Below are 24,206 nucleotides of genomic sequence, written 5' to 3'. Positions count from 1 at the left end.
GCCCTGAAAGGGGCTGTGACATGGCTTGGACCGCGATTTCGACCCAGAACGGCACAACGCCCATCGCCCGTGGCGGTTGGCTGGACGCGCTGCGTTTCATCGTGGCCTGCCTGATCGTGGTGCATCATTTCCAGGCCGCCGGTCCGCACGCCCTGGCCGAGACCGTGCACCCGATGTTCGAGGTGTCGGGCTTCCTGCTGACCAACTTCTTCCTGATGGACTCCGGCTATGTGCTGATGCGGGTCTATGGCGAGCAGGTGCGCAAGGGGTCGATGTCGGCCGGCGATTTCGTGCTGAAGCGCGTGCTGCGCGTCGTGCCGGCGCATCTGATCATGCTGACCGGCCTGGTCGCACTGGTGCTGGTGGCCAGCAGCCTGGGCGCCGCGCCGCGCAATCCCGAATGGTTCGCCTGGGACCAGCTGCCGGCCCAGGCCCTGCTGGTCCAGTCGTTCGGCCTGCATGGCGGCCTGGGCTGGAATGCGCCCACCTGGTCGATCTCGGCCCTGATCGGCTGTTACCTGGCCTTCCCGTGGATCGTGCGCCGGCTCAGCCGCGCCCATCCGGTGACGGCCCTGGCCTGGGGCGTCGGCGTCTATCTGCTGGCCAATCAGGCCGCCTGGCTGCTGCTGGATCTGCCGGTGTGGCAGATGCCGATGAAGTACGGCTTCTTCCGCGCCCTGCCGCTGTTCTTCCTGGGGATGTGCCTGGCCCGGTTTGCGGAAGGCGTGCGGATCGATCCGCGCCTGGCGGGATGGAGCCTGCTGGCGTCGTCCGTCGGTTTCTTCGGGCTTCAGCTGGCGGGCAAGTTCGGCCTGGCCTCGGTGGCGCTGATCGCCGTCATCATCGTGGCGGCCGGGGCCGTGCCGGTGATCCGCCCGTCGCGCCTGGTGGAAAAGGCGGCCGTCGTCTCGTTCGCCATCTTCATTTCCAACGAAGTCGTGCGCATCGCCTGGTTCGGCGCCGTCAATGTCGCCGCGCCGCGCCTGAACCTGTCGGAGACCGCGCAATGGGGCCTGTGGACCCTGGGCATGGCGGCGGCCATCGGCTTCGCCTTCGCCTTCCACCAGTGGATCGACGAGCCGATCCAGGCGCGCCTGCGTCGCTGGATGAAGGGCCGCGCCCGCCGCCCCGTCGCGGCGCCGACCCAGCCGGTGGTGTCGCTGGAAGGCTGATCCGCCGGCGCCGCCGTCAGATGGGCATGCGCATGATTTCCTGGTACGCCTGGATCACCTGATCCCGCACGGCCATGACGGTTTCCAGCGACGCCTCGGCCGAGCTGACGGCCGTGACCACGTCGATCAGACTGCCCTGGCCCTGGACCACCTGGGCCATCTGAGTCTCGGCTGCGCGGGTCTGGCCGACCGCCCCGTCCATGACGTTCTGCAACAGTTCGCCGAAGCCCGGGCCGGTGGCCGCCCCGGCTTCGCCCGCCGCGCCGGGCGCCGCAGCGCCGCCGCCCTGCACCGCCTGATAGGCCCGCGCCGCCATCAAGGGATTCATCGCTCAGCCCCTATTTCTTCAGCAGGTCGAGAGTGCGCGTCTCCATGGCGCGCGCCGTCTCGATCACGTTTAGGTTCGCCTCATAGGCCCGCTGCGCCTCGCGCATGTCCATGGCCTCGATCAGGGTGTCGACATTGGGCCGGGTGACATAGCCCTCGGCGTTGGCGGCCGGGTGGCTGGGGTCGTATTCGGTGCGGAAGTCGCTCATGTCGGGCCGCACCTGGGCCAGGGCGACCCCGGTGGCGCCGTCGATCTCGCGCGCCTGAAACACCGGCAGCTGGCGGCGATAGGGCTGGCCGCCCGCCGTGGTCGCGGTCGATTCGGCGTTGGCGATGTTTTCCGCGATCACCCGCATGCGCGACTGCTGGGCCTTCAGGGCCGAGGCGGCCGCGGCCATGGCCGGGTTCCGGGGCGGGATGGGATCAGGCATGGCTCAGCCCCCTTCAGCGGCCCGGCGGCTTGGCCGCCAGCCGGATCATCTGCATGGATTTCTGGTAGAAGCCGATGGCGGCGTCATAGGCCATGCGGCTCTCGGCCATCTTCAGCATCTGCTCTTCGACCACGACCGAATTGCCGTCCAGCGTGGTTTCCGAATCCGGCGCGTCGTTCGAGGCATACCGCGCCACCGGCCCGGCCGGGGCGATGTGATTCGGCGCCGTGCGCGTCATCTGCAGCGGCCCGCCCTGGCCACGCAGGGCGGCGGCGAAGTCGCGCGGTTGGGCCAGGTCGCGCGCGGCGTAACCGGGCGTGTCCGAATTGGCCACGTTCTGGGCGATCACCCGCTGGCGTTCGTCCAGCCAGCCCAGGCGGCCCTTGATCTGGTTCAGCAGCGGCAGGTCGGCGACGCCCATGGCCCGTTTCCCGTGCGGGCGCAGCCGTGCGCCCATCCAACACCCGGCGAAAAATGCCGCCTTCATGGTTAAGGAGTGGTTTCCCTAAACCGGCCGTTAACCCTGGCGGTTAACAGTCGCCCGCGACCGGCGCCGTCACCTGCGCGCCAAATCGGGGCCGCGCATGAATTTCCTCGACCTCGCCCGCGCCGTCTTCGGCCTGGCCTTCACCGTGGGGATCATCGGCCTGTGCGCCTGGGCCGCGCGCCGCTATGCGCCGCAACTGATGGCCCGCATGGGCGCCGAACGGGGCGAGCGGCGGCTTCAGGTGGTCGAGACCCTGGTGCTGGACCCCGCCCGACGGCTGGTCCTGGTCCGCGTCGACGACGAGGAGCGGCTGATCCTGCTGGGCGAAGGCCGCGAACTGATCGAGCCGCGCCAGCCGGGACCGCTGAAATGAAGGCCCTGTTCGCCATCCCCACGCGCGCGGAGCTGAAGCGCGCGGCCTTGCTGTCGCTGGTCGCCACCCTGGCCTGCCTGGTCTTCCCGCTGGCGGCCCTGGCCCAGGAGACGGCGGCGACCGGCAGCGCGATCAACATCGACCTGGGCTCGGGCGCCGGCCTGTCGGAACGGGTGGTGCAGCTGGTCGGCCTGATGACCGTGCTGTCGCTGGCGCCGTCGATCGTGATCATGACCACCAGCTTCGTGCGCATCGTGGTGGTGCTGTCGCTGCTGCGCACCGCCCTGGGCATGCAGCAGTCGCCGCCCAACGCCGTTCTGGTGTCCCTGGCCCTGTTCCTGTCGGCCATCGTCATGGCCCCGACCTGGCAGGACGCCTATGATTCGGGGATCAGACCCCTGATGGACCAGCAGATGGAGCTGCCCCAGGCGTTCGATGCGGCCTCCGAACCGGTCAAGACCTTCATGCTGTCCCAGGTGGACCGATCGGACCTGGCGCTGTTCACCCGGCTGTCGCGGGTCGAGGCCGACACCCCCCTGGCCGAACTGCCGCTGCGGGTCATCACCCCGGCCTTCATGATCAGTGAGCTGAAGACCGCCTTCTCGATCGGATTTATGCTTTTTCTTCCGTTCCTTGTGATCGATCTGGTGGTCGCCAGCGTGCTGATGTCCATGGGCATGATGATGCTGCCGCCGGTGGTGGTTTCCCTGCCGTTCAAGCTGATCTTCTTCGTGCTGGTGGACGGCTGGAGACTGGTCGCCGGCAGCCTGGTCGAGAGCTTCCAGAGGGCGGCCGGCGGGGGCTGAATCCCCAGCCTCAAAGGCTTTCCGTCGCAAGGGCGCTTGCCAAGTCGCCCGAAAAGCGTGTTGATCCTCCGGTCTTCGCCCTGAATCGGGCGACCAACTGGAAACGCCAACATGACCACTCAAGCTGAACTCATCGCCGCCGTCGCCAAGGACGCGGGCGTCAGCCAAGCCGACGCCGGCAAGGTTCTGACCGCCATCGTCGAGAACATCCACGCCTCGCTGAAGTCGGGCGGCGACGTCCGCATCTCGAACCTGGGCGTGTTCGACACCGCGGCCCGCGCCGCGCGCGAAGGCCGCAACCCGGCCACCGGCGCCACCATCAAGATCCCGGCTTCGAAGGCCGTCCGCTTCCGCGTCTCCAAGCCGCTGAAGGACGCCGTCAACAAGTAAGACGGATCAGGCCGCCGGCCTCGCAGGGGCCGGCGCCGACGATGCAGGACGGGCGGGGGCCGCAGGTCGGTTCCCGCCCGTTTTCTGTCTGATCTGGGCCTTCATGCCGGCGACCCAGCCGTTGAAGGTGTCCACCCCGGCCGCCAGGGCCGCGAAGTCGCCGGCGTCGGCCGTGCCGCCCATGCCGTCCAGCCCGTCCAGGGCGATGCGCAGGCCATCGGCGTTGCGCGCCCCGGCGACGAACGGGCGATAGTTCCGCGACAGCCGCGCCAGGGCGCCCGCGTCGCGGCCCAGCGAATAGCCGACCCCCGCCCGCAGCAGCCGCGCCTCTTCATCCGGCGTCAGCGGCGTGGCCGCATCGCGATAGCGTTCGCCCAGCCGCGCTTCGTACAGGGCCGCGGCCTGGGCCCATTTCTCCTGCTTCCAGAAGACGTCGGCCCGCACTTCGCGCGCGGCCGGACCATTGTCGCGCTCCAGCAGATCCAGCGCGTGATCGTAACGGCCCAGCGTCATCAGGGCCCGCGCTTCCAGCGCCCGGCGCTCGGCCGTCATGGCGGCGGGCAACAGGGTGGTGCGCGAGTTCCACAGGGCCTGCAATGCCGCCTCGGGCTGGCGATCCATCAGATAGACGGTGGCCAGATCGGTCGAGACCTGGGCCTTGGCCACGCCTTCCAGCCGGTTGTCGGCCTGGTATTTCAGCAGTTCCGCCGCCTGTTTCAGCAGGTCCACATCGATCAGGCGCCGCGCCAGGCGCCGCACCATTTCGTCGCCATCGGCCCCCACCGGCGTCAGGTCGCGGAAATCATAGAACAGCGCCAGGGCCTGGATCGGCTGCAGCCCATCGGCCGCCCCGTCCAGGAACAGGCTCTTGAACGCCTCGTTCAGATCGGTCTGGATCTGGGCGGCGCCCGGCATCTGGCCCATGCGCTTGCCCGCGCCGCGCAGGGCGTCCAGCGCCTCGCGATAGCGGCCCTGCGACAGATAAAGCTCGCCCAGGGTGCGGATCACCGCCAGTTCGGTCGCATCGCCGCGCCAGCGCCATTTCAGCGATTCCAGCTCGGCCGCCGCCACGTCCGGCTTCATCGTGCCATTGGCCAGGCCCAGACGCACCAGGCCCAGTTTCGCCGGCGTGGCCACGGCGTCCAGCGGCGCCCGGCCCACGGCCTGATAGATGCGCGCGGCCCTTTCGGTCTGGCCCTGCACCTCGAACATCCGCGCCTGGACCAACCGCGCCGCCAGCTGGTCGGCGGCCGGGGCGTTCTGGCTGAAGCCGTACTCCAGCAGCGAGGCCGCCGCCGCCATGTCCCCGGTCTCCAGCGCCGCCAGGGCGTGGGCGGCGCCGAACCGGGCGCGCCATTCGGCCGGGAAGCTGTCGATGACGCTGGCGCCGGCGGCGAACGCCTGGCGCGCGCCGGCCCAGTCGCCCTGTTCGGCGGCGATATAGCCCAGCCAGACCTTGGTCGCCGGATCGCCCGCCACGGCGGCGGCCGAGAAGTCGGCCTGGGCTTCCTCCAGTCGTCCGATCTGGGCGCGGGCGGCGCCGCGCAGGCCGCGAACCTCCGGTTCGCCCAGCATGTTGGGGGTCTTGGTCGTCAAGGCGTTCAGGACGCCGATGGCTTCATAGGCCAGGCCCGATCCGACCAGAAACCGCGCCAGCGCCAGCCGCGCCTCGACCGGCGCGCGCGGATCGTCGCCCGCGTGTATGGTTTCCTCGGACGCCGCGGTCTGCAGGGCGTGATAACGGGCCGAAAAGCCGTCCGCCCCCACATCCGCCCATTGGGTCAGGATCAGCGCCGGATGAGCAGCCTTCTGCGGCGCCGTCTGGTCGGCCGGCGCGATCTCCAACGCCGCCGAGGGCGCCGACAGCGTCAGGCCCTTGGGCCGCGCCATGGTCACCCGATCCGTCTCGGCCGTCAGGGTCAGGTCGCCGACCCGGCTTTCGATAGCCAGGCCCTGGGCCGTGGGCAGAAGGGTCAGGTCCACCGTCTCGCGCCGCCCGGCGAATCCCTTGCCCGGCGCTCGGGCGGTGACGACGGCGAACCGGTCGCCGACCATGGGATCGGTCAGCCAGATGGCCCGCGTCGCGCCCGCCATCCGCGCCACAAGGGCGTCCGAACCGGTGTCGTCGCGCACCACCTGAACGCCGCCCGCCGTCTGGGCCACGCCGCCGATCTGCACCTTCCAGGTCGAGCCTTCGGCCACGGCCGAGACCGACAGATTCTCGGGCGCCGCGACCCGCACGACCGTATAGTCCGGCCCGGCCGCCCAGCGCGCCTCGCGCGCAGGCCCCAGGGCCTTGGCCCCGCTCAGGTCCATGCGGGCGGCGGCGTCGAAGACGATCCACACCGCCTCGCCGCGCCGGAACACGGCCGCGCCCACCGGCGTGGTCCAGTCGAAACTCAGCGTCACCCGGTCGTCGGCCGCCACGGCCTTGACCGGCGCCACGCGCGCCACCTCGGCGGCGGGAGCGGGCGCGGCCGGCGCCTGTTCGGCGGAATAGAGGTTCAGCCACACCGCGCCGTCTGCCGTACCGGTGCGGATGTCGGACCCTTCGGCCAGAGTCAGGACCAGTTCGGTCGCCCCCTGGACGGCGCGCGTCTCGACCGAGGCCACCCCCTTGGGCGGATCGACCCGCAGGCGCGACACGTCCGGCGCGGCGGTCGATCCCAGGCGCACGATCACCGCCTGGCCTTCGCGGCGGATGCGCGAGCGGGCGCCGATCACCCCGGCGAACTCCACGCGGGTGAAGGCGTCATTAGCCCCGACGCGGATCTCGATCGGATCGCCCGAGCCGCCCGGCTCCTGGGCCAGCGGGGTCATCGGCGACAGCACGACAGCGCTCGCCGCGGCCACGGCCACGGTCGACTTCAGGATTCGCTGGGTCGGTCTGGCCCCGGACATGCGCGCGCATGCTCGCGCGTGGGCCTTTCATCGCGGTTAACGCCGATTCATTGTTTTGCCGGCGAGCGGCCAAACGGCTGCGACAAAAGGCGACGCTTGCGCAAACGTCGCCAGGGGCCGACATGCGGATCATGTCCGATCCCGCCTGGCCGCCGCTGAACACCCTGAAGACGGGCCTGGCCTGTCGCTGCCCCCGCTGTGGCCAGGGGCCGCTGCTGAAGGGCTTTTTGACCATCCGCGAGGCCTGCACCGAGTGCGGGCTGGATTATGGTTTCGCCGATCCGGCCGACGGCCCGGCCTTCTTCGGCATGAGCCTGGTCGGCGTGGTGGGCATGGCCCTGTTCATGTGGTTCGAGTTCACGGTCCACCCGCCGATCTGGGTGCATATGGTCGTCACCCTGCCGCTGCTGGCGGTGGCGTGTCTGGCCGTGTTGCGCCCCTTGAAGGGCTGGTTGGTGTCCGAGCAATATGTGCACAAGGCCGCCGAGCCGGAGTTCACCAGCGTCGGCGCCCACGGCGAAGGCTCGCCTTGGAAGAGCCGCGACCCGCGTTAGGTTTCGGCGTCCGCCGGATCCTCACCCTGGTCATCACCCAGGCCGCCCAGCAGGGTTTCGCGCCCCGCCGGATTGACCGCCGCCCAGGTCACCACCGCCAGGATCAGCGGCGCCACTGACAGCGCCAGATACCGGCCCAGGATGGCGACCTGCGCCGCCAGCGGATGCAGCGGCTCGCCGCTCAGACGCCCGCCGGCGCCCGCCTGACCCGCCAGGGCGGGGTTCAGCATCGGGGCGGTTTCACCCCACACGACGCCCGCCACCGACAGCAGGAAGACCACAAGGATCACACCGGCGCCGATCAGAACGGCCCGCACGGGACGGTCGGTGCGCGGCGGCGCGATCATGAAGGCGGCGAACAGGGGCACGCCGAACAGCAGCCGCTTCACCATCTCGTGCGGCATGCCGAAGACATAGGGCCGCCCGTCGGCATGGGTCAGATCGGTGCCGATGGCCCAGCCCCCGTCTTCCAGCGCGCCGATCTGACCGTTCAGGCCGAACAGCCGCAGGAACAGGGCCGCCACAGGCTTCAGAACCGCCGCCGCCAGATCGGCCCCGATCCACCACCAGGCCGGCAACAGAACCACCAGGGCGACCAGCGCCCACAGACCGAACCGCCGGCGCGCCTGTTCCTCGGGCGTCCGGGCTTTCAGCGCCTGGGCCAGCCGGTTCATGCCGCACCGCCTTCGGCGGCGGCCTTGGCCGCGGCCGCCTTGCGCCCCTGACGCTCCTGCCAGCGGGTCCAGAAGAAGAAGATCAGCAGGCCCTCCAGCCCGATCATCGCGTCCCAGACATAGGCGTGGAAGAACTCGAACAAGTGTTCCGAGCCGCGCGACAGATAAAGCAGGCTGATGATCCGGCCCAGATTGACGACCTGAAGCGCCACCACCCCGGCCGCCGCCCCGATCAGCCCGTCCTGCAGCCGACCCGGGAAGGCCAGAATGGCGGCGACCAGCAGGGCGCACACCTCCACCGCATTGCAGCCGGCCAGAACCTGCACCGCGCCGCGACCGTCGCTGAACCGCAGGATGTCGCCCTCGGCCAGCACCCGGCTATCGAACGGACCGATCAGCGCCGCGCACAGATCGACCAACATGCGGGTGAAGGGCTGGGTGAATCCCTTGTCGGCCCAGGGGGTCGACAGCACGCTGAACAGGGCCAGCGCCACGATCGCGAACGTCAGCAGATACCGGACGCCCGGATTGGCCAGAAACTTCTTCAACGGCGTCCCCCCACGCACATGATGCAGGGCCAGTTTCTGCATGGCCGGCCGCCTCAAGACAAGGATCAAAGATCGGCGCGTCGTGTTCGGACGAAACGTCACGGGACTGCGCCGATTCCGTCGTTTGCGCGCCTTTCAAGCTTCGCAGCAGCGTCTTCGTCACCGCCTAGGCAGGACTTCAAAACGCCTGACTGGGGATACGATCATGGCCGACTTCCGACTGCACCTTCTCGCTGGCGCCGCCACGGCCGCCGCCCTGGGCCTGACGGCCGGCCCTGCCCAGGCGCAGGACCCCCAGCAGCCGATCCAGGTCGACGAAATCATCGTCACCGCCCAGCTGCGCGAACAGCGCGCCATCGAAGTGCCGTTCGCCCTGAGCGCCTTCTCGGGCGAGCAGCTGGACGCCCTGGGCATTCAGGAGTTCGACCAGCTGTCGGCCTTCACGCCCGGCTTCCTGGTTCAGAACCAGTCGCCGAACAATCCGGGCTTCGTGATGCGCGGCATCACTTCGGATTCCGGCGAGGCCACGACCGAGCCGCGCGTTTCGGTGTTCCAGGACGGCGTGTCGATCTCCAAGTCGCGCGGCTCCTATGTCGAGCTGTTCGACATGGAGCGCATCGAGGTGGCCAAGGGGCCGCAATCGACGCTTTACGGTCGAGGAGCCCTGATCGGCGCGGTCAATCTGGTGCAGAACCGCGCGCGTCCGGGCCAGACCTCGGCCGAAGCCCGCATCGAGGCCGGCAGCCTGGGCTATGTCATGGCCGACGGATCGCTGAACCTGTCGCTGGGCGACACGGCGGGCCTGCGTCTGGCCGGTCGCCTGAAGACCCGTGACGGCTCGGTCGAGAACCTGCTGGGCGGCGAGGACTACAACGCCATCGAGACCAACGCCTTGCGCCTGTCGGGGGCCTGGGCGCCGTCGGACGCCATGCGGTTCGACCTGATCGCCAACTATCAGCAGGACGACGCTTCGGGCACTTCGTTCAAGTCCATCGCCTTTGATCCCGCCGATCCCGCCACCGGGGCCGTTCTGGGCGGTCGCGCGCCCTGGGACGGCGCGGCCCTGACGCCGAGCGCCGAATTCGACGGCGGCAAGAGCCTGGGCCTGGACCGCGAAGTCTGGGGCGTGACCGGCCTGGCCCGCATCGATCTGTCGGACGCGCTGACGCTGAACTCGACCACCGCCTACCGCGAGTTCTCGTCCTTCGAGACCTTCGACCCGGACGGCGTCTCCCTGCCGATCATGATGGGTGGCGAAGACGCCCGCGGCGAACAGTGGAGCCAGGAGTTCCGCCTGAACTACGACAACGGCGGCGCCATCTCGGCCTTCGTCGGCGCGGGTTGGTTCCGCGAAGAAGGCTCGCAACGCTTCATCAGCCAGTATGACGAGCGCATCGCCCTGGCCCACCTGATGGCGCGGATCAATCCGGCCGTCGGCAGCCTGCTGGACGGTCAACCGGGCGTGGTCGGTCGCAACACCCTGCCGCTGGCCGCCTATCCGGGCGTCGCCACCACCGTGCTGACGGGCATTCTGCAAAGCCTGCTGCCGGCCCCGGCCCGGCCGATGGCCCCCACGCTGGCGGCCGGCATGGCCGGCAACCTGAAGTCGGCCCACATCGAGGAATACACCAACAGCAGCGAGCTGACGTCCTACGACCTGTTCGGCGACGTGAACTTCCGCCCGAACGATCAGTGGGAGTTCGCCGCCGGCCTGCGCTGGACCCGCGACGACAAGACCACCGGCTATTCGGGCCGCGTCGTCAACGGCCGTTCGGCCCTGGGCACCCTGCTGGCGTTGCAGGAAGGCCTGGTTCCGACCGACTTCATCCTCAGCCCCCTGGGCGTTCCGGGCGTGCTGGTCCAGCCCGGCTACGCCACCCGCGCCGGCCTGCCGCTGTTCGGCCTGAACCCCAGCGCCCAGCCGACGATCAACAATGGCGACTTCGTCTATGCCGACCACGAGGATGACGGCCTGACCTGGCGTCTGACGGCGCGCTACGCCCTGTCGGACGACACCAATCTGTACGCCAACTATGCGCGCGGTCGCCGTCCCGAGGTCCTGAACGCCAGCAGCCCCCGCACGCCGTTCGGCGCCCCCGAGTTCAAGGTGGTCGAAGCCGAAACCGTCGACAGCTTCGAGATCGGCGGCAAGTCGGTGCGCATGGACGGCCGTCTGCGGCTGGACGGCGCGGTCTTCTATTACGCCTACGACAATTTCCAGACCACCCAATGGAACGGCGCCAAGCTGGACACGATCAACGCCGGCGAGGCCCAGGCCTATGGTCTGGAAGCGCAGTTCGCCTTCGACGTGACCCCGGACTTCGAACTGTTCGGCGCCTATGGCTACAACCACTCGCGCTTCACCACCGGCGCGCGTGACGGCAACAGCTTCCGCCTGTCGCCGGATCACATGGCCTCGGTCGGCGCGATGTGGCGCGTCACGGCGCCGGGCGGCCAGATCGAGATCCAGCCGACCTACACCTGGCAGTCCAAGGTCTTCTTCGACGACGACAACGACCGCATCGACCTGCAGGCCGGCAACCTGGTCGCCGACTTGATCGTCGACGAATATCAGGACAGCTATGGCCTGCTGAACCTGCGGGTCCGCTATCGGCCCCAGTCGGGCGCCTGGGCCGTGGAAGCCTTCGGCGACAACATCCTGGACGAGGAATACATCAAGGACGCCGGCAATACGGGCGACAACCTGGCCATGCCGACCTTCATCGCCGGCCGGGGCGCCACCTGGGGCGTCGGCTTCACGGTCCGGTACTGAGGCCTGATATGAAACTGGATCGCCGCAGTCTTCTGGGTCTTCTGGGCGCCAGCGCCGGCGGCGCCTGCGCCACGACGCCGACCCAGGCCGCCGACGCCACCGTCGCCTTTTCTCACGGGGTGGCCAGCGGCGATCCGGACCAGACCTCGGCCGTCTTCTGGACGCGCGTCACGCCCTCGGCCCCCGACGCCGGCGACATCGTCGTGGGGCTGGAGGTGGCGCGCGATCCCGGCTTTGCCGACATCGTCGTGCGCCGCGACGACCTGATCGCCTCGGCGGAACGGGATTTCACGGTCAAGACCGACCTGGACGGGCGCGGCCTGCAGCCGGGCCTGACCTATCACTATCGCTTCACGGCCGCGGGCGTGACCTCGCCGGTCGGGCAGGTGCGGACCCTGCCGGAGGGCGCGACGGCCGATGTCGTTCTGGCCGTCGCCTCGTGCCAGCTTTATCCCGGCGGCCTGTTCAACGCCTATGAGGCCATGGCCGGGCTGGAGCGGCTGGACGCCGTGGTCCACCTGGGCGACTACATCTACGAATACGGGGCCGAGGCCGACGACTACGGCATGACCACCGGCGCCGCCCTGGGCCGCATTCCCCAGCCGCCGCACGAGATCGTCACCCTGGCCGACTATCGGACGCGCCACGCCCTCTACAAATCGGACCCGGACCTTCAGGCCGCCCACGCGCGCGCGGCCTTCATCTGCGTCTGGGACGACCATGAGGTCGCCAATGACACCTGGATGGGCGGCGCCCAGAACCACCAGCCCGAGACCGAAGGCGACTTCGCCCAACGCAAGGCGGCGGCCCTGCGCGCCTATTACGAATGGATGCCGATCCGCGAGGCCGCGCCCGGCCGGCTGAAGGAGGCGATCAACCGGTCCTTCCACTTCGGCGACCTGGTGTCGCTGATCATGGTCGAGACGCGGCTTCTGGGCCGCACCGAGGCCCTCAGCTATGGGCAACTGACGCTCCAGCCCGACGGCGCGCCCGATGTGGCCGCCTTCCTGGCCCGCCGCGCCGAACCGTCGCGCGACCTGCTGGGCGAGGATCAGCGCCGCTGGCTGGGCGCCGAACTGGCCGCCTCGCGTCAGGCGGGCCGCCCGTGGCAGGTGCTGGGCAATCAGGTCGTCACCGCCCGCGTGCGCGGCCCCGACGTCACCAAGATGCTGCCGGCCGAACAGATCTCGGCCCTGCTGACCACCCTGCCCGACGATGTGCGCGGCCAGGTGGAGGCCGCCATCGGCCTGTTCCGCCTGGGCCTGCCGTTCAACCTGGACAGCTGGGACGGCTATCCGGCCGGGCGCGAGCGCCTGTACCAGACCTTCCAGGAGGCGGGGGTCGAACCCATCATGCTGGCCGGCGACAGCCACGCCTTCTGGGTCAATGAACTGCACGACGACAGCGGCCGCCGCGCCGCCGTCGAGTTCGGGACCAGCGCCATCTCCAGCCCCTCGCCCGGCGATCAGGTCGGCGGCCTGCCGCTGGGCCCGGCCCTGATGATGGCCAACCCGGAAGAGGTCCGCTTCTGCGACCAGGCGTCCAAGGGCTTCATCCTGCTGACGCTCACCCCCGACCACGCCACCGCCGAACTGCGCGCCGTCTCGACCATCCGCGCCAAGCCGTTCGAGGTGAGCACCGTCGCCCGCTACACCGTGCCGCGCACGGACACGGGCCTGGGGCCGCTGCAGCCGGGCTGACCGGCGCAAGAGCGCTGCGCTGCGGGTCAGCCTTGCATAAAGGAGGGGTGGCGACCCCGGCAGGACTCCAACCTGCGACCTCGGCTTTAGGAAAGCCTTGCTCTATGCAGCTGAGCTACGGGGCCACGGGCGCCGACGTAGCGGCTGTTGCCGCCGCCGCCTAGCCCCAACATCGCGACGCACGTCCTCAGTTGTGGTTAATGCGCTTTAAGATACAATACCTTGTAGGGAACAAATCCCGAATCGGGCCGTGTCAGCGATTCGGTCCTGATTCGTTTCGCGCCTGTTCCGCCGCCATGAACGGCCGCATTAACCGGGCGCGGCGACGCTTGAGGAAGCCGCCGGGAATCGCCACCTTCCAGGGGTCATGAGCGACCGTTCCGCAGGCATGGCCCCGTCGCGCGTCACCGCCGTCCTGGGGCCCACCAACACCGGCAAGACCCATCTGGCGGTCGAGCGGATGCTGGGTCACGCCTCGGGCATGATCGGCCTGCCGCTGCGTCTGCTGGCGCGCGAGGTCTATGAACGGATCGTGGCGCGGCGCGGCGCGGCCGCCGTCGCCCTGATCACCGGCGAGGAGAAAATCGTTCCGCCGCGCCCGGCCTATGTCGTCTCGACCGTCGAGGCCATGCCGATGGAGCGGTCGGTCGACTTCCTGGCCATCGACGAGATCCAGCTGATCGCCGACCCCGAGCGCGGCCATGTCTTCACGCAGAGATTGCTGCATGCGCGCGGTCGGTTCGAGACCATGTTCCTGGGCGCCGGGACGGCCGCGCCGCTGATCCGGCGTCTGGTCCCGGATGTGGAGGTGGTGTCGCGCGAGCGGCTGTCGAACCTGAGCTATGCCGGGTCCAAGAAGATCACCCGCCTGCCCCGCCGCAGCGCCATCGTCGCCTTCAGCGCCGAGCAGGTCTACGCCATCGCCGAACTGATCCGGCGCCAGAGGGGCGGGGCCGCCGTGGTCATGGGGTCGCTCAGCCCCCGCACCCGCAACGCCCAGGTGGCCCTGTTCCAGTCGGGCGAGGTGGACTTCCTGGTCGCCACCGACGCCATCGGCATGGGGCTGAACATGGACGTGGACCATGTCGCCTTCGCGGGCCTGAGGAAGTTCGACGGCCGCCGCACCCGCTGGCTGCACGCGCATGAGATCGGCCAGATCGCCGGGCGGGCCGGGCGGCATCTGCGTGACGGCACCTTCGGCGTGACGGGCGAGGCGGAGGATCTGGACCCCGATCTGGTCGAACAGGTGGTCGAGCACCGGTTCGATCCGCTGGAGGCCGCGCAATGGCGCAACGCCCGGCTGGATTTCGACACCCTGCCGGACCTGTTGCGGTCGCTGACGGTCCTGTCCGGCGTGCCCGGCCTGACCCTGACGGCCCAGGCGCTGGACGAGACCCTGCTGCGCCGCGCCGCCGCCGACCCGGATATCCAGAAGATCGCCCGTTCGCGCGGGGCCGTCATGCGTCTGTGGGAGACCTGCCAGCTGCCGGACTTCCAGAAGACCACGCCCGACGAACACGCCCGGCTGGCGCGCGACATCTTCCAGGCCCTGACGGGCAAGCGCGGCCGCCTGACCCACGACTGGTTCGGCGCCCGGTTCAAGGATCTGGACCGCGACGACGGTCAGATCGACCAGCTGTCGGCCCGGCTGTCCGGCGTTCGGACCCTGGCCTATATCGCCGCCCGCCCCGACTGGCTGGATCGACCGCAGGAATGGCGCGAGGCGGCCCGCGCGCTGGAGGACCGTCTGTCGGACGTGCTGCACGAGCGGCTGACCGCCCGCTTCGTGGATCGCAAGACCACCGCCCTGATGCGCGCCCTGAACGACCGGGCCGACATGGGGACCGAGATCGCCGACGACGGCGAGGTTCTGGTCGAGGGCCAGTCGGTGGGGCGGCTGGACGGGGTGCGGTTCGCCCCGGCCACGGGGGGATCGGTCTTGGCCGACAGGGCCCTGCGCGCCGCCGCCCGCCACGCCGTGGGGCCAGAGATCGCGCGGCGTCTGGGCCGGCTGGCGGGGGATGAGGACGCGGCCTTTTCGGTGGCGCCCGACGGCGCGGTGATGTGGCGCGGCGCCCTGGCGGCCCAGATCACGGGCGGCGATCCGTTTTCACCGCGCATACGCCTGCTAGGCGACCTGGGGCCGGAACCGGCGCGCGAGCGGGCGCGGCGGCGCATCGAGGCCTGGCTGGCGGCCGAGGCCGGGCGCGCCCTGCGTGATCTGCGGCGGCTGAAACAGGCGGTCGAGAGCGGCACGCTGAAGGGCCTGCCGCGGGGTATCGCCTTCCGACTGCTGGAAGCCGGCGGCGTCATCGACCGACGCGAGGTCGAGCGCGACCTGCATGCCCTGAGCCAGGTCGAGCGGCGCACCCTGAAGGCCTTCGCCGTGCGCGTCGGAACCCATTCGGTCTGGCTGCCGGGGGTGCTGAAGCCCCGCGCCCGCATGATGGCCCAGGCCTTCCGCGCCGCCGAGCCGTTCCGGGCGACATCGGTCGGGCTGACGCCGCTGCCGGACCCCGCGCCGTCGATGGGGGCGCTGTCGGCCTTCGGGATGCGGGCCGCCGGGCGGTGGGCCGTGCCCGTCGAGGATCTGGAGCGCGCCGCCGACCTGCGTCGCGAAGGCAAGGGAACGCTGTCGGACGCGGCCCTGACGTCCCTGGGCTGGACCGCCAGTGAGGCCAAGGCGATCTGGGCGGCGCTGAAGACCGTCCGCGCCCAGATGCCCGACCGCGAGGGGCGGCCGGCCGTGGTCAGGGACTCTCCATTCGCCAGGCTGGCCGAACTGACGGCCGCGCCGGCGCCGCCGCGACGCCGACGCCCGAAACGCAAGCCGGCCGCCCGCGCCCCAGGCGGATGACGACCGGCGTCGGCGACGTTACGCCTATCGCTGTTCCGCAATCAGGCTTAACCTGCCCCGCGACCACAGGGGGCTTCCACATGATCCGCGCCATCCTGCCCAGCCTGCTGCTGGCCGCACTCGCCACGCCGTCTTCGGCCCAGGAAATGGGGTCGCATGAGCGGGGCTTCTATGGCGGCGACTATCAGATCATCAGCCGGATGAACGACCTGTGCCTGAACGTCTCGGGCGGTCGCATACATGAAGGCGCGGTCCTGATCACCTGGGACTGCGTCGGCACCGACAATGAGCGGTTTCGCGCCGAACGGGTCGGACCCGACGGCGACATGCGGCTGACCATCGCCGGCCGCGACGGCCTGTTCTGCGTCGATACGCCGTGGCAGCAGGGTCAGCAGTTGCGTCTGGCGCGCTGTCAGTCCGGCTCGCCCGCCCAGACCTGGCGGTTCACGGGTCGCGAACCCTTTGCCATTCGCGGCGCCTATGGGTTCTGCATCAACATCGAGGGACAACGCCAGACGCGCGGAACCCGCGTGATCGCCTGGCGATGCAGCGACGAACCGAACGAGGCCTGGACGTTCAATCCCGTCCGCTAAAGGCCATCCGGTCGACGATACCCTTGCCAAACGCGACGCGCCTGCATTGATGCGGACATGCGCGTCTTTCATCACCTGCTGGCCAATAATCTGGTCGCCAACATCACCAATTTCACGGTGTGGTTCGCCCTGACCTTCTGGGTCTATCTGGAGACGCGCTCGGTCTTCGCCACCGGGGTGATCGCGGGCCTCTATCTGGTGCTGACGGCGGGCCTGGCCTTCTGGTTCGGCAGCCTGGTCGATCACCACAGGAAGAAGCGGGTGATGCTGGGCTCCAGCCTGGTGTCCCTGACCTTCTATGTCCTGTCCTTCGCCGTGCTGAGGGCCGCGCCGCCCGACGGTCTGAGCGGCGTCGCCAGCCCATGGCTGTGGCTGCTGATCGGACTGGTCATGCTGGGGGTCATCGCCGGCAATGTCCGCGCCATCGCCCTGCCGACCCTGGTCACCCTGCTGGTGCCTGAGGATGCGCGCGACAAGGCTAACGGCCTGGTGGGCATGGTCACCGGCATCGGCTTTCTGACCACCTCGGTCATTTCGGGATTCCTGGTCGCCTGGGGCGGGATGACGGCGGCCCTGTCGGTGTCGATGGCTCTGACGGTCCTGGTCTTCCTGCATCTGCGGTTCACGCCGCTGGACGAGCCGGAGCCGCATCCGACGTCGGACGACCAGCGGGCGCCGAAACGCAAGGTCGATCTGCGCGGCACCATCGCCGTCATCGCCGGGGTGCCGGGCCTGTTCGCCTTAATCTTCTTCGCCACCTTCAACAATCTGCTGGGCGGGGTCTTCATGGCGCTGATGGACCCCTATGGCCTGTCACTGATGAAGGTTCAGCACTGGGGCATGCTGTGGGGCTTCGTCTCGATGTCCTTCATCGTCAGCGGCGTCGTGATCGCGCGCACCGGCCTGGGGTCACGGCCCCTGCGCACCCTGATGGTGGCCAATCTGATCGCCTGGTCGGTGGCCTGCGTCTTCACGATCCAGCCGTCGATCCTGCTGATGACCGCCGGCCTAGTGGTCTGGATGTTCCTGGGGCCATTCGCCGAGGCGGCGGAACAGACGACCTTGCAGAAGGTCGTGCCCTATGAGCGTCAGGGCCGGGTGTTCGGCTTTGCTCAGTCGGTCGAGCAGGCGGCCTCGCCCCTGACGGCGTTTCTGATCGGGCCGCTGACCCAGTTCATCGTCATCCCCTTCATGACCGACGGCTGGGGCGCCCAGGCTATCGGCGGCTGGTTCGGGACGGGGCCGGCGCGCGGCATGGCCCTGGTCTTCACCGTGGCGGGCCTGGTGGGTCTGATCGCCACCGTGATCGCCTTCAACTCGCCCCAGTATCGCAGGCTGTCGGCCGCCTACGCTAAGCCTTCATGACCGAGGCCGCGTCCTGCCGCATCGACGTCTGGCTGTGGCGCGCCCGCTTCGCCAAGAGCCGCAGCCTGGCCGCCGCCCTGGTCGAGGGCGGGGCCGTGCGCCTGACCCACCAGGGCCGCCAGGGCCGCGTCGACAAGCCCAGCCGCAGCGTCCACATCGGCGACCAGGTGCTGATCGTCCTGGGCGGACGTTTGACCCAGGTGCGGGTTCTAGCCCTGGGCGAAAGGCGCGGCCCCGCCAGCGAGGCGCGCGCCCTTTATCTGCCCGTGGATCAGGCCGAAGGCTGAAGCACGAACTCGCCTTCGATATGCAGCTTCACCTCGTCGCCCAGCACCGGCAGGGCGTAGGAGATGCCGAAGTCCGACCGCTTGATCACCGCCTCGCCGTCGAAGCCGGCCTTGTAGACCCCGCCCATCGACGGGCCGGCCTGGTTGAACTGGACCTCCATGGTCACCGGCCTGGTGACCCCGCGCAGGGTCAGGTCGCCGACCACGGTCGCCTCGGTCGGATCATCGGCGTCCACGGTGATCGAGCGCGAGACGAAGGTGGCGGTCGGATGGTTGGCGGTGTCGAAGAAGTCCGCCGTCTGCAGGTGGCCGTCCAGACCGTCCGAGTTGGAGTCCACATCGGTCAGCGGGATGGTGGCGGTCAGGCGGCTGGCCGACGGATTGGCCGGGTCCAGCACCAGTTCGGCCTGCACGTTCACGAACTGGCCGAAATAGGTCGAGAAGCCCAGGTGGCTGACGCCCCAGGTGATCTTGCCGTGGTCGGAATCCAGCTTGTAGGCGCCGGCGCGCACCTCGGCCGGAGTGCGGGTCAGTTCAGCGCGGGCGACGACGCCGCCGGCCGTCAGCAGCACGCCGCCCGAGACGGTCAGGGCCAGCGCCAGGGCGGTGGAACGGATCATGGAATGCATGGTGTGGCTTTCTGGGTGTTGAGGGGAAAAGGCGATAACGTAATCGACACCGTTACAGATTGGCGCGCCTTCGCGCAATGCAAGTGCGACACCGTCTTCAGCCGTCCGAAACGGGCGCGGCCCCGCCGCTGGCCATCCTGAGACGCCGGCCGATGCGGAACACCACGATCATCAGCAGCACCAGAAGCACCGGCACCAGGATCGGCGCCAGCAGGGCCAGGATGGCGGTGAAGAAGGCCAGCACGTCCTCGACCAGACTGACCACCGGATTGCCCAGGCCGCCGGTCGTGGCGGTCGAGGCCGCGCGCATTCCGCCCTGGGCCGCATTGAAGGCCAGGGCGGCCGGGGCGCCCACGATCACCCCGGCGACGGCGGCGACCGTGGGGTCCATGCTCCACAGCACGCTGCCGGCCGCCACCGCGCCCGCGACCGGCCGGGTGACGAAGCCCAGGGCGTTCAGCGCATGATCGACGGCCGGAATCTTGTCGCCCGCGAACTCGACCGTGGCGGCGATGGCCAGGGCGGCGATGGTCGGCCATCCCGCCAGCCAGGCCATCTGGTCGTTCAGACGGACGCCCGCGAACTCGAACTTGGCCGCCAGCGCCAGCATCAAGAGCGGCAGAAAGGTGCGCAGCCCCGTCGCCGAGGCCAGGCCCAGCCCCAGCAGAACGGGCAGAACCCAGGTGGTCAGAAACGCCGTCGGGATCGCATCCATGCCCGCACAATGCGCCGGAACCCGGTTCGGCTCCAGCCGCTTGTTCCGGCAAGCCCTTCAGGAGACCCGACTATGGACGACCGCCACGCCGACCGCGCCGAAGACATCGCTGAACGCCAGCGCGCCATTCAAGCGCCCATCGACGCCAAGGACGCGAAGTCCGAAGAGGAAGAAAAGAACGACGGCGCCGTTCAGGCCGGCGCGCGCAGATATCCCGAACCGCCCTTCCCCAAACAGCACCAGAAAAAACCGGGCCAGGAATGGCAGCTGGACCCCGCTCCGATGTACGACGCCCCCTTCTGGAAGGGGTCGGGCAAGCTGGAGGGGATGGCCGCCCTCATCACCGGCGCAGACAGCGGCATCGGCCGGGCGGTGGCTGTGCTGTTCGCGCGCGAAGGCTGTGACGTCGCCATCTGTCATCTGGACGAAGACCGCGACGCCGAAACGACCCGGGCGGCGGTCGAGGCCGAGGGACGCACGGCGATCGTTCTGAAGGGCGACGTGTCCGATCCCGCCTTCTGCCAGACTGCGGTGGAGGCGACGGTGCAAGCGTTCGGCCGGCTTGACGTCGTGGTTCCCAACGCCGCCTTCCAGGAGCATGTGCCCGCGCTGGAAGACCTGACCTACGAGCATTTCGACCGGACGCTGAAGACCAATCTCTATGGCTATTTCAACCTGGTGAAGGCGGCGGTCCCGCACCTGAAGACGGGGGCGGCCATCGTCATGACCGGCTCGATCACCGGCATCGACGGCAACAAGGATCTGCTGGACTATTCCCTGACCAAGGGCGGCATCCACGCCTTCGCCCGTTCACTGGGAACCCATCTGGCGCCGCGTGGAATCCGCGTGAACGTGGTCGCGCCCGGCCCGGTCTGGACGCCACTGAACCCCGCCGACAAGGATGCGGAGAAGACGGCTCACTTCGGATCGCAGACGGTGATGAAGCGCCCCGCCCAGCCCGAAGAGATCGCCCCGGCCTTCGTCTTCCTGGCCTCCCCGCAATGCTCCAGCTACATCACCGGCGAGGTGCTGCCGATCATCGGCGGCTATGGCGGCGGCTAGGTCGAAACCGCCTCAGGCCATGACGTCGCCGTACTCGGGGTGGCGCTTCAACCAGGCGACGGCATAACCGCAGACAGGGTGCAGCTTCAGCCCCTCGGCGCGCGCATGCTCGGCCAGGGCCTGCATGAACCGGCCCGAGGCGCCGCCGCCGCGCAGGGCCGGATCGGCCTCGACATGCAGGATCAGCCGCGTCTGTCCCTGGACGGCATAGTCGGCGAAGACGGCGCGGGTCTGGCCCTGGGCGTCGGTGAAACCCTGCTCGAACCTCTGGGCGGCGGGCACATCGCGGAACTGTGTGGTCATGGCAGGGTCCTGGGTTAGTCTGCACTATCGAACAGAGTGGCCGCGCGGGCGTTCCATGACGGCGTCTGACGAAACCGCGAACTGGAGGGAAGAATGCCGAAACGCAAGATGATCGCCGGAGCCGTGGCCATGACGGCCGCCCTGGCCGTGATTAGCTGCAGCAAGAAGGACGAGGCGGACAAGGCCGGCGACGCCGCCGCCCGCGGCGATCAGGCCCCCGCCACGGCCCAGACGCCCAAGCTGCGCGCCGGGGTGTGGAGCGTCTCGGTCACCGGCGAGGGCCAGACCGGCGCCACCCGCATGTGCCTGAACGACGATGTGCAGGAACGGATGAGCGTCTTCGGCGCCCAAGCCGCCGGCGGATCGTGCGACAAGACCACCCTGATTCCGAACCCCGGCGGCGGCTGGCGCTATCGCACCACCTGCGACTATTCGGCCAGCGGCGGCGGCGTCAGCGTCAGCGAAGGCGTCATGACCGGCGACATGAAAACCCGCTACACCAGCCGCTCGACCGTCACCACCACCGGCGCTTCGGTGGCGCACATGAACGGCACGATCACCGTGGTGGGCGAAGGAACCTATGAAGGCGCCTGTCCGGCCGACATGAAGCCGGGCGACATAGTCATTCCCGGCGGCATGAAGTTCAACATGCTGGAAATGGCCGACATGGCGGCCAAGATGGCCCCGCCCAAGCCGGCGACCTGACGACGACCGAGGCCGGGCGTCCGTCCGATCAGGGCGCCCGGTCGTTCAACAGCGCCAGCAGGCCCAGCACGCTCTTCACCGTGAACCAGACGCTGACCAGGAACCACAGCGCGATGAAGAGCAGCAGGAAGGGAATGCCGATCAGCACCAGCGACAGCACGCCGCTGATCAGGATCAGGATCCACAGGGCCACGGTCCACCAGAAGACCGACCAGAACAGCTGGATCTGGGCGTCCATGTGGGCGCGGGCGACGCCGACCGCCTGGCCGCGCGCCGCATAGGCGACCACCAGGCCCACCAGCACCAGGATGTTGGCGCTGGGAATCGATAGGATGTACAGCGCCCAGGCCACCAGGGCGGCGGCCTTGCCTTCGCTGTCGTGGCCGGACTGGAACCGGGGTTGGTCGGTCATGGCGGGGCCTTTCGCGTTCAGAACAGCCAGTGGCGGGGATCGGCGATGGCCTGTCCGGCCTTCAGGCGCATCACGCCGACCGCGCCGCGCGCCATCATCCACAGCGCCAGCACGAACAGCACGAAGACGCCGATATTGACCACGATCAGTATGGCGCCCAGCAGGGCCGCCAGCGCCGCCGCCCACAGGGTGCGCTGCTGATAGATGAAATGGCTGCGGGCCACCGGATCGGCTGGCGGCTCGCGCCCCGTCACCGCCAGCAGGCCGATAGCCGCCGACACGCCCAGGGTCGGCACCGCGAACAGGATCAGCACATAGATGCTGTACAGGCCCAGCACGCCCTGCGGCTGGACCGGCCGGCGATCGGGCGCGGGCGTTTCGACCGCCCATGCCGGCGTCGCGGCGGCCATGGCGGCGGGGGCCGGGTCGATGGCGGGCCGGGGCGCCGGGTCGAACAGATCAGGCTCCGGCTCGGCCGCGATGACGGGCGCCGCGGGCTCAGGCTCAGGCTCGGCTTCAGGCGCGGCGTCAGGCTCGGGTTCGGGTTCCGGCTCGGGAACGGCCGCCGCCTTCAGACTGGCGGGCGTGCAGAAACCGATCTGGTCGTCGTCCCAGTCGGGGGCCGCCGTGGAGGCGGGTCGGTTCGGATCGCCGGGTTCGGCCATCATGGTCCTCAAACACATCGCCACGCGACACAGCCGACAATGGCGGCCGCGCGCGCCGGGCGCAACCGTTCAGCGGGCGAAGGCGACCGTACAGCCCGCCGCCTCGGCGCCGTCCAGGGCGCCGGGCTTGTCGATGACCACCTCGACCCGCTGGACGCGCGGATCGTCCAGGCAGGCCAGGGCCAGCCTTTGGGCGAAGGTCTCGACCAGGCCGACATGGCCTTCGGCGGCGATGGCGCGGGCGGCGGCGGCCACGGCCTCATAGTTGACGGTGTCGGACAGGCGTTCGACCCGCCCCGGCGCCAGGGTCAGGACGGCCGACACCACCAGGGTCTGAAGCCGCCCCTGTTCGTGGTCATAGACGCCGATGCCCGCCTCGATCCGCAGGCCGCGCACATGCACGGTCAAGGCTTCGGCGCGCGGGCTGTCCGGGGCGGGAAAGGCGGCGACGGGCTGGCTCACGCGCGGGTCACTCCGGGTCCAGGATGTCGGGGGTGCGCCAGGCCAGGTGCTGGCCCCCATCGACGGCGATCATCTGGCCGGTGACGTGTTCGGCGTCAATCAGCCACGACACCGCCCGCGCCACCGCCTCGGGATCGACCGGGCGCTGCAACAGGGCGCCGGCGGCCTCGGCGGCGAACTCTTCGGGCGTCTGATACACGGACGGCAGTGTCGGGCCGGGGCCGACGCCATTGACGCGGATGCGCGGCGCCAGGGCCTGGGCCAGGGTTCGCGTCACCCACCACAGGCCATTGCGCGACAGGGCGTAGGAGAAGAAGCGCGGATCCGGCTTGAGAACGCGCTGGTCCAGCAGATTGACGATGGCCGATCCGTCCGGGGCCTGGGCTGCAAAGGCCTCGGCTAGGACCACCGGCGCGCGCAGATTGGTCTGAAGATGCGCATCCCAGGTGGCGCGATCCAGGGCGCCGACGCGGTCGTCGCGGAACACCGAGGCGTTGTTGACCAGGGCCGACAGCGGCCCCAGCGCCTGGACCGCCTGGGGAACCAGATCGCGCGCCTGCGTCTCGTCCGCCAGGTCGGCGCGCAGCACGGCGGCGCGCACGCCCAGAGCGCGGGCGTCGTCGGCCGTCTGTTCGGCCTCGGCTTGCGACTGGTGATGATGAACGGCGACGTCCCACCCGGCGCGCGCCAGGGTCAGGACGATCGAACGGCCGATGCGCCGCGCCCCGCCCGTGACGAGCGCAGAGCCGCGACGGACGGCGGCCTCAGTCAACCCGGCCGAACTCGACGAAGTTGATCAGGGCCAGAACGGCGACGAAGCCGAGGATGACGGCGATGGCCAGCATGGGAAGCACTCCTGTCTTTCGCCCGCAATAAAGCGGCGGACGCGGGGGTTCAAGCAGAGGGATGCTCCCGGCTCCGTCATCCTCGGGCTTGCCCCGAGGATCAGAGGCGGCTGCCAACGCAGTGAAGGAGGAGTGGCGCCGGCGGGGCAAACGGGCGCCGCCCAGCGCGC

The 24,206-nt window shown here is 69.6% G+C and carries 26 protein-coding genes and 1 tRNA gene; 13 read left to right on the top strand and 14 right to left on the bottom strand.

Going from position 1 to position 24,206, the window contains the following annotated elements:
- Nucleotides 1–20 precede the first annotated feature (20 nt).
- On the top strand, nucleotides 21–1,172 hold the full coding sequence (locus Q0581_RS04360; RefSeq protein WP_298697938.1) for an acyltransferase: 1,152 nt from the start codon (nucleotides 21–23) through the stop codon (nucleotides 1,170–1,172).
- A 16-nt stretch (nucleotides 1,173–1,188) separates the two neighbouring features.
- Here the strand turns inward: Q0581_RS04360 and Q0581_RS04355 are convergent, their stop codons facing one another.
- Genes Q0581_RS04355 through Q0581_RS04345 form a run of 3 tightly spaced genes read right to left on the bottom strand, consistent with a single transcriptional unit; the run spans nucleotide 1,189 to nucleotide 2,351 of the window.
- Nucleotides 1,189–1,500, bottom strand: coding sequence for a flagellar hook-basal body complex protein FliE (locus Q0581_RS04355; RefSeq protein WP_298697937.1), 312 nt, complete (start codon nucleotides 1,498–1,500; stop codon nucleotides 1,189–1,191).
- Between the two features lie 10 nt (nucleotides 1,501–1,510).
- Entirely contained in the window at nucleotides 1,511–1,897 is a 387-nt protein-coding gene (flgC, locus tag Q0581_RS04350) for a flagellar basal body rod protein FlgC (protein ID WP_298698168.1), read from the bottom strand.
- A gap of 46 nt (nucleotides 1,898–1,943) precedes the next feature.
- The gene (locus tag Q0581_RS04345; protein ID WP_298697935.1) at nucleotides 1,944–2,351 is read right to left on the bottom strand and encodes a flagellar basal body protein; all 408 of its coding nucleotides are present in this window, start codon (nucleotides 2,349–2,351) and stop codon (nucleotides 1,944–1,946) included.
- 163 nt (nucleotides 2,352–2,514) lie between these two features.
- Here Q0581_RS04345 and Q0581_RS04340 point away from each other — a divergent pair, with 163 nt between their 5' ends.
- The 3 genes from Q0581_RS04340 (at nucleotide 2,515) to Q0581_RS04330 (ending at nucleotide 3,986) form a co-directional block, all read left to right on the top strand.
- Nucleotides 2,515–2,790: a flagellar biosynthetic protein FliO gene (locus tag Q0581_RS04340; RefSeq protein ID WP_298697934.1), complete on the top strand. Its 276-nt coding sequence runs from the start codon at nucleotides 2,515–2,517 to the stop codon at nucleotides 2,788–2,790.
- Complete coding sequence (gene fliP / locus Q0581_RS04335) at nucleotides 2,787–3,596, top strand: flagellar type III secretion system pore protein FliP (RefSeq protein WP_298697933.1); 810 nt, start codon at nucleotides 2,787–2,789, stop codon at nucleotides 3,594–3,596. Before Q0581_RS04340 ends, fliP begins: the two co-directional genes overlap by 4 nt.
- A 111-nt stretch (nucleotides 3,597–3,707) precedes the next feature.
- Nucleotides 3,708–3,986: an HU family DNA-binding protein gene (locus Q0581_RS04330; RefSeq protein WP_298697931.1), complete on the top strand. Its 279-nt coding sequence runs from the start codon at nucleotides 3,708–3,710 to the stop codon at nucleotides 3,984–3,986.
- A 6-nt stretch (nucleotides 3,987–3,992) separates the two neighbouring features.
- On the opposite strand, the gene Q0581_RS04325 is transcribed toward Q0581_RS04330, so the two are convergent.
- Nucleotides 3,993–6,887, bottom strand: a complete 2,895-nt coding sequence (locus tag Q0581_RS04325) for a hypothetical protein (RefSeq protein ID WP_298697929.1) — start codon at nucleotides 6,885–6,887, stop codon at nucleotides 3,993–3,995.
- A gap of 131 nt (nucleotides 6,888–7,018) precedes the next feature.
- On the opposite strand from Q0581_RS04325, the gene Q0581_RS04320 reads away from it, so the two are divergent.
- On the top strand, nucleotides 7,019–7,441 hold the full coding sequence (locus tag Q0581_RS04320; RefSeq protein WP_298698166.1) for a DUF983 domain-containing protein: 423 nt from the start codon (nucleotides 7,019–7,021) through the stop codon (nucleotides 7,439–7,441).
- On the opposite strand, the gene Q0581_RS04315 is transcribed toward Q0581_RS04320, so the two are convergent.
- Together Q0581_RS04315 and xrtH are read right to left on the bottom strand one after the other, a co-directional pair.
- Nucleotides 7,438–8,115, bottom strand: a complete 678-nt coding sequence (locus Q0581_RS04315; RefSeq protein ID WP_298697928.1) for an exosortase H-associated membrane protein — start codon at nucleotides 8,113–8,115, stop codon at nucleotides 7,438–7,440. The genes Q0581_RS04320 and Q0581_RS04315 overlap by 4 nt on opposite strands.
- Nucleotides 8,112–8,705: an exosortase H gene (gene xrtH / locus Q0581_RS04310; protein ID WP_298697927.1), complete on the bottom strand. Its 594-nt coding sequence runs from the start codon at nucleotides 8,703–8,705 to the stop codon at nucleotides 8,112–8,114. Before xrtH ends, Q0581_RS04315 begins: the two co-directional genes overlap by 4 nt.
- A gap of 163 nt (nucleotides 8,706–8,868) precedes the next feature.
- On the opposite strand from xrtH, the gene Q0581_RS04305 reads away from it, so the two are divergent.
- The gene (locus Q0581_RS04305) at nucleotides 8,869–11,436 is read left to right on the top strand and encodes a TonB-dependent receptor (protein WP_298697926.1); all 2,568 of its coding nucleotides are present in this window, start codon (nucleotides 8,869–8,871) and stop codon (nucleotides 11,434–11,436) included.
- 8 nt (nucleotides 11,437–11,444) lie between these two features.
- Nucleotides 11,445–13,136, top strand: a complete 1,692-nt coding sequence (locus Q0581_RS04300; RefSeq protein WP_298697924.1) for an alkaline phosphatase D family protein — start codon at nucleotides 11,445–11,447, stop codon at nucleotides 13,134–13,136.
- Between the two features lie 48 nt (nucleotides 13,137–13,184).
- Here the strand turns inward: Q0581_RS04300 and Q0581_RS04295 are convergent.
- Nucleotides 13,185–13,261: transfer RNA gene (locus Q0581_RS04295), tRNA-Arg, on the bottom strand.
- Nucleotides 13,262–13,503: 242 nt separating this feature from the next.
- On the opposite strand from Q0581_RS04295, the gene Q0581_RS04290 reads away from it, so the two are divergent.
- The 4 genes from Q0581_RS04290 to Q0581_RS04275 all read left to right on the top strand — a co-directional run bounded on the left by Q0581_RS04290 (nucleotide 13,504) and on the right by Q0581_RS04275 (nucleotide 18,238).
- Nucleotides 13,504–15,993 carry a helicase-related protein gene (locus Q0581_RS04290; RefSeq protein ID WP_298697923.1) on the top strand — a complete coding sequence of 830 codons (2,490 nt, stop codon included), beginning with the start codon at nucleotides 13,504–13,506 and terminating at the stop codon, nucleotides 15,991–15,993.
- 80 nt (nucleotides 15,994–16,073) lie between these two features.
- A complete protein-coding gene (locus Q0581_RS04285; protein WP_298697921.1) occupies nucleotides 16,074–16,586 on the top strand; it encodes a ricin-type beta-trefoil lectin domain protein in 513 nt (170 codons plus the stop codon).
- Between the two features lie 57 nt (nucleotides 16,587–16,643).
- Nucleotides 16,644–17,951, top strand: a complete 1,308-nt coding sequence (locus tag Q0581_RS04280; protein ID WP_298697918.1) for an MFS transporter — start codon at nucleotides 16,644–16,646, stop codon at nucleotides 17,949–17,951.
- The gene (locus Q0581_RS04275) at nucleotides 17,948–18,238 is read left to right on the top strand and encodes an RNA-binding S4 domain-containing protein (RefSeq protein ID WP_298697916.1); all 291 of its coding nucleotides are present in this window, start codon (nucleotides 17,948–17,950) and stop codon (nucleotides 18,236–18,238) included. The genes Q0581_RS04280 and Q0581_RS04275 overlap by 4 nt, the downstream gene beginning before the upstream one ends.
- Here Q0581_RS04275 and Q0581_RS04270 read toward each other — a convergent pair.
- Nucleotides 18,223–18,858 (bottom strand): YceI family protein, encoded by a 636-nt coding sequence (locus Q0581_RS04270; RefSeq protein ID WP_298697914.1) that lies wholly within the window; start codon nucleotides 18,856–18,858, stop codon nucleotides 18,223–18,225. The genes Q0581_RS04275 and Q0581_RS04270 overlap by 16 nt on opposite strands.
- Nucleotides 18,859–18,964: 106 nt before the next feature.
- Nucleotides 18,965–19,582, bottom strand: coding sequence for a DUF4126 domain-containing protein (locus Q0581_RS04265; RefSeq protein WP_298697912.1), 618 nt, complete (start codon nucleotides 19,580–19,582; stop codon nucleotides 18,965–18,967).
- A gap of 72 nt (nucleotides 19,583–19,654) precedes the next feature.
- On the opposite strand from Q0581_RS04265, the gene Q0581_RS04260 reads away from it, so the two are divergent.
- Entirely contained in the window at nucleotides 19,655–20,644 is a 990-nt protein-coding gene (locus Q0581_RS04260) for an SDR family oxidoreductase (RefSeq protein ID WP_298697910.1), read from the top strand.
- 12 nt (nucleotides 20,645–20,656) lie between these two features.
- On the opposite strand, the gene Q0581_RS04255 is transcribed toward Q0581_RS04260, so the two are convergent.
- Nucleotides 20,657–20,947: a GNAT family N-acetyltransferase gene (locus tag Q0581_RS04255; protein WP_298697908.1), complete on the bottom strand. Its 291-nt coding sequence runs from the start codon at nucleotides 20,945–20,947 to the stop codon at nucleotides 20,657–20,659.
- 93 nt (nucleotides 20,948–21,040) lie between these two features.
- On the opposite strand from Q0581_RS04255, the gene Q0581_RS04250 reads away from it, so the two are divergent.
- A complete protein-coding gene (locus Q0581_RS04250; protein WP_298697906.1) occupies nucleotides 21,041–21,652 on the top strand; it encodes a DUF3617 family protein in 612 nt (203 codons plus the stop codon).
- Nucleotides 21,653–21,680: 28 nt separating this feature from the next.
- Here the strand turns inward: Q0581_RS04250 and Q0581_RS04245 are convergent, their stop codons facing one another.
- From Q0581_RS04245 to Q0581_RS04230, 4 genes are all read right to left on the bottom strand, one after another.
- A complete protein-coding gene (locus Q0581_RS04245) occupies nucleotides 21,681–22,064 on the bottom strand; it encodes a hypothetical protein (RefSeq protein ID WP_298697904.1) in 384 nt (127 codons plus the stop codon).
- Nucleotides 22,065–22,081: 17 nt separating this feature from the next.
- On the bottom strand, nucleotides 22,082–22,729 hold the full coding sequence (locus Q0581_RS04240) for a hypothetical protein (RefSeq protein WP_298697902.1): 648 nt from the start codon (nucleotides 22,727–22,729) through the stop codon (nucleotides 22,082–22,084).
- Between the two features lie 69 nt (nucleotides 22,730–22,798).
- The gene (gene folB / locus Q0581_RS04235; RefSeq protein ID WP_298697900.1) at nucleotides 22,799–23,191 is read right to left on the bottom strand and encodes a dihydroneopterin aldolase; all 393 of its coding nucleotides are present in this window, start codon (nucleotides 23,189–23,191) and stop codon (nucleotides 22,799–22,801) included.
- A gap of 7 nt (nucleotides 23,192–23,198) precedes the next feature.
- On the bottom strand, nucleotides 23,199–23,963 hold the full coding sequence (locus Q0581_RS04230; RefSeq protein WP_298697898.1) for an SDR family oxidoreductase: 765 nt from the start codon (nucleotides 23,961–23,963) through the stop codon (nucleotides 23,199–23,201).
- Between the last annotated feature and the right edge of the window lie 243 nt (nucleotides 23,964–24,206).

Origin of the sequence: uncultured Brevundimonas sp., assembly GCF_937863155.1 — a bacterium.
Lineage (GTDB): Bacteria > Pseudomonadota > Alphaproteobacteria > Caulobacterales > Caulobacteraceae > Brevundimonas.
This window is presented reverse-complemented; position numbering and strand designations above follow the sequence as displayed.

What these genes read in the sequence shown, in the direction of transcription:
- Q0581_RS04255 (WP_298697908.1), bottom strand. Translation starts at nt 20,947, where the DNA reads ATGACCACACAGTTCCGCGATGTGCCCGCCGCCCAGAGGTTCGAGCAG.
- Q0581_RS04245 (WP_298697904.1), bottom strand. Translation starts at nt 22,064, where the DNA reads ATGACCGACCAACCCCGGTTCCAGTCCGGCCACGACAGCGAAGGCAAG.
- Q0581_RS04330 (WP_298697931.1), top strand. Translation starts at nt 3,708, where the DNA reads ATGACCACTCAAGCTGAACTCATCGCCGCCGTCGCCAAGGACGCGGGC.
- Q0581_RS04290 (WP_298697923.1), top strand. Translation starts at nt 13,504, where the DNA reads ATGAGCGACCGTTCCGCAGGCATGGCCCCGTCGCGCGTCACCGCCGTC.
- Q0581_RS04280 (WP_298697918.1), top strand. Translation starts at nt 16,644, where the DNA reads ATGCGCGTCTTTCATCACCTGCTGGCCAATAATCTGGTCGCCAACATC.
- Q0581_RS04275 (WP_298697916.1), top strand. Translation starts at nt 17,948, where the DNA reads ATGACCGAGGCCGCGTCCTGCCGCATCGACGTCTGGCTGTGGCGCGCC.
- Q0581_RS04325 (WP_298697929.1), bottom strand. Translation starts at nt 6,887, where the DNA reads ATGTCCGGGGCCAGACCGACCCAGCGAATCCTGAAGTCGACCGTGGCC.
- Q0581_RS04355 (WP_298697937.1), bottom strand. Translation starts at nt 1,500, where the DNA reads ATGAATCCCTTGATGGCGGCGCGGGCCTATCAGGCGGTGCAGGGCGGC.
- Q0581_RS04270 (WP_298697914.1), bottom strand. Translation starts at nt 18,858, where the DNA reads ATGATCCGTTCCACCGCCCTGGCGCTGGCCCTGACCGTCTCGGGCGGC.
- fliP (WP_298697933.1), top strand. Translation starts at nt 2,787, where the DNA reads ATGAAGGCCCTGTTCGCCATCCCCACGCGCGCGGAGCTGAAGCGCGCG.
- Q0581_RS04360 (WP_298697938.1), top strand. Translation starts at nt 21, where the DNA reads ATGGCTTGGACCGCGATTTCGACCCAGAACGGCACAACGCCCATCGCC.
- Q0581_RS04315 (WP_298697928.1), bottom strand. Translation starts at nt 8,115, where the DNA reads ATGAACCGGCTGGCCCAGGCGCTGAAAGCCCGGACGCCCGAGGAACAG.
- Q0581_RS04340 (WP_298697934.1), top strand. Translation starts at nt 2,515, where the DNA reads ATGAATTTCCTCGACCTCGCCCGCGCCGTCTTCGGCCTGGCCTTCACC.
- Q0581_RS04345 (WP_298697935.1), bottom strand. Translation starts at nt 2,351, where the DNA reads ATGGGCGTCGCCGACCTGCCGCTGCTGAACCAGATCAAGGGCCGCCTG.
- Q0581_RS04265 (WP_298697912.1), bottom strand. Translation starts at nt 19,582, where the DNA reads ATGGATGCGATCCCGACGGCGTTTCTGACCACCTGGGTTCTGCCCGTT.
- Q0581_RS04240 (WP_298697902.1), bottom strand. Translation starts at nt 22,729, where the DNA reads ATGGCCGAACCCGGCGATCCGAACCGACCCGCCTCCACGGCGGCCCCC.
- Q0581_RS04250 (WP_298697906.1), top strand. Translation starts at nt 21,041, where the DNA reads ATGCCGAAACGCAAGATGATCGCCGGAGCCGTGGCCATGACGGCCGCC.
- Q0581_RS04305 (WP_298697926.1), top strand. Translation starts at nt 8,869, where the DNA reads ATGGCCGACTTCCGACTGCACCTTCTCGCTGGCGCCGCCACGGCCGCC.
- Q0581_RS04300 (WP_298697924.1), top strand. Translation starts at nt 11,445, where the DNA reads ATGAAACTGGATCGCCGCAGTCTTCTGGGTCTTCTGGGCGCCAGCGCC.
- Q0581_RS04320 (WP_298698166.1), top strand. Translation starts at nt 7,019, where the DNA reads ATGTCCGATCCCGCCTGGCCGCCGCTGAACACCCTGAAGACGGGCCTG.
- flgC (WP_298698168.1), bottom strand. Translation starts at nt 1,897, where the DNA reads ATGGCCGCGGCCGCCTCGGCCCTGAAGGCCCAGCAGTCGCGCATGCGG.
- Q0581_RS04260 (WP_298697910.1), top strand. Translation starts at nt 19,655, where the DNA reads ATGGACGACCGCCACGCCGACCGCGCCGAAGACATCGCTGAACGCCAG.
- Q0581_RS04285 (WP_298697921.1), top strand. Translation starts at nt 16,074, where the DNA reads ATGATCCGCGCCATCCTGCCCAGCCTGCTGCTGGCCGCACTCGCCACG.
- xrtH (WP_298697927.1), bottom strand. Translation starts at nt 8,705, where the DNA reads ATGCAGAAACTGGCCCTGCATCATGTGCGTGGGGGGACGCCGTTGAAG.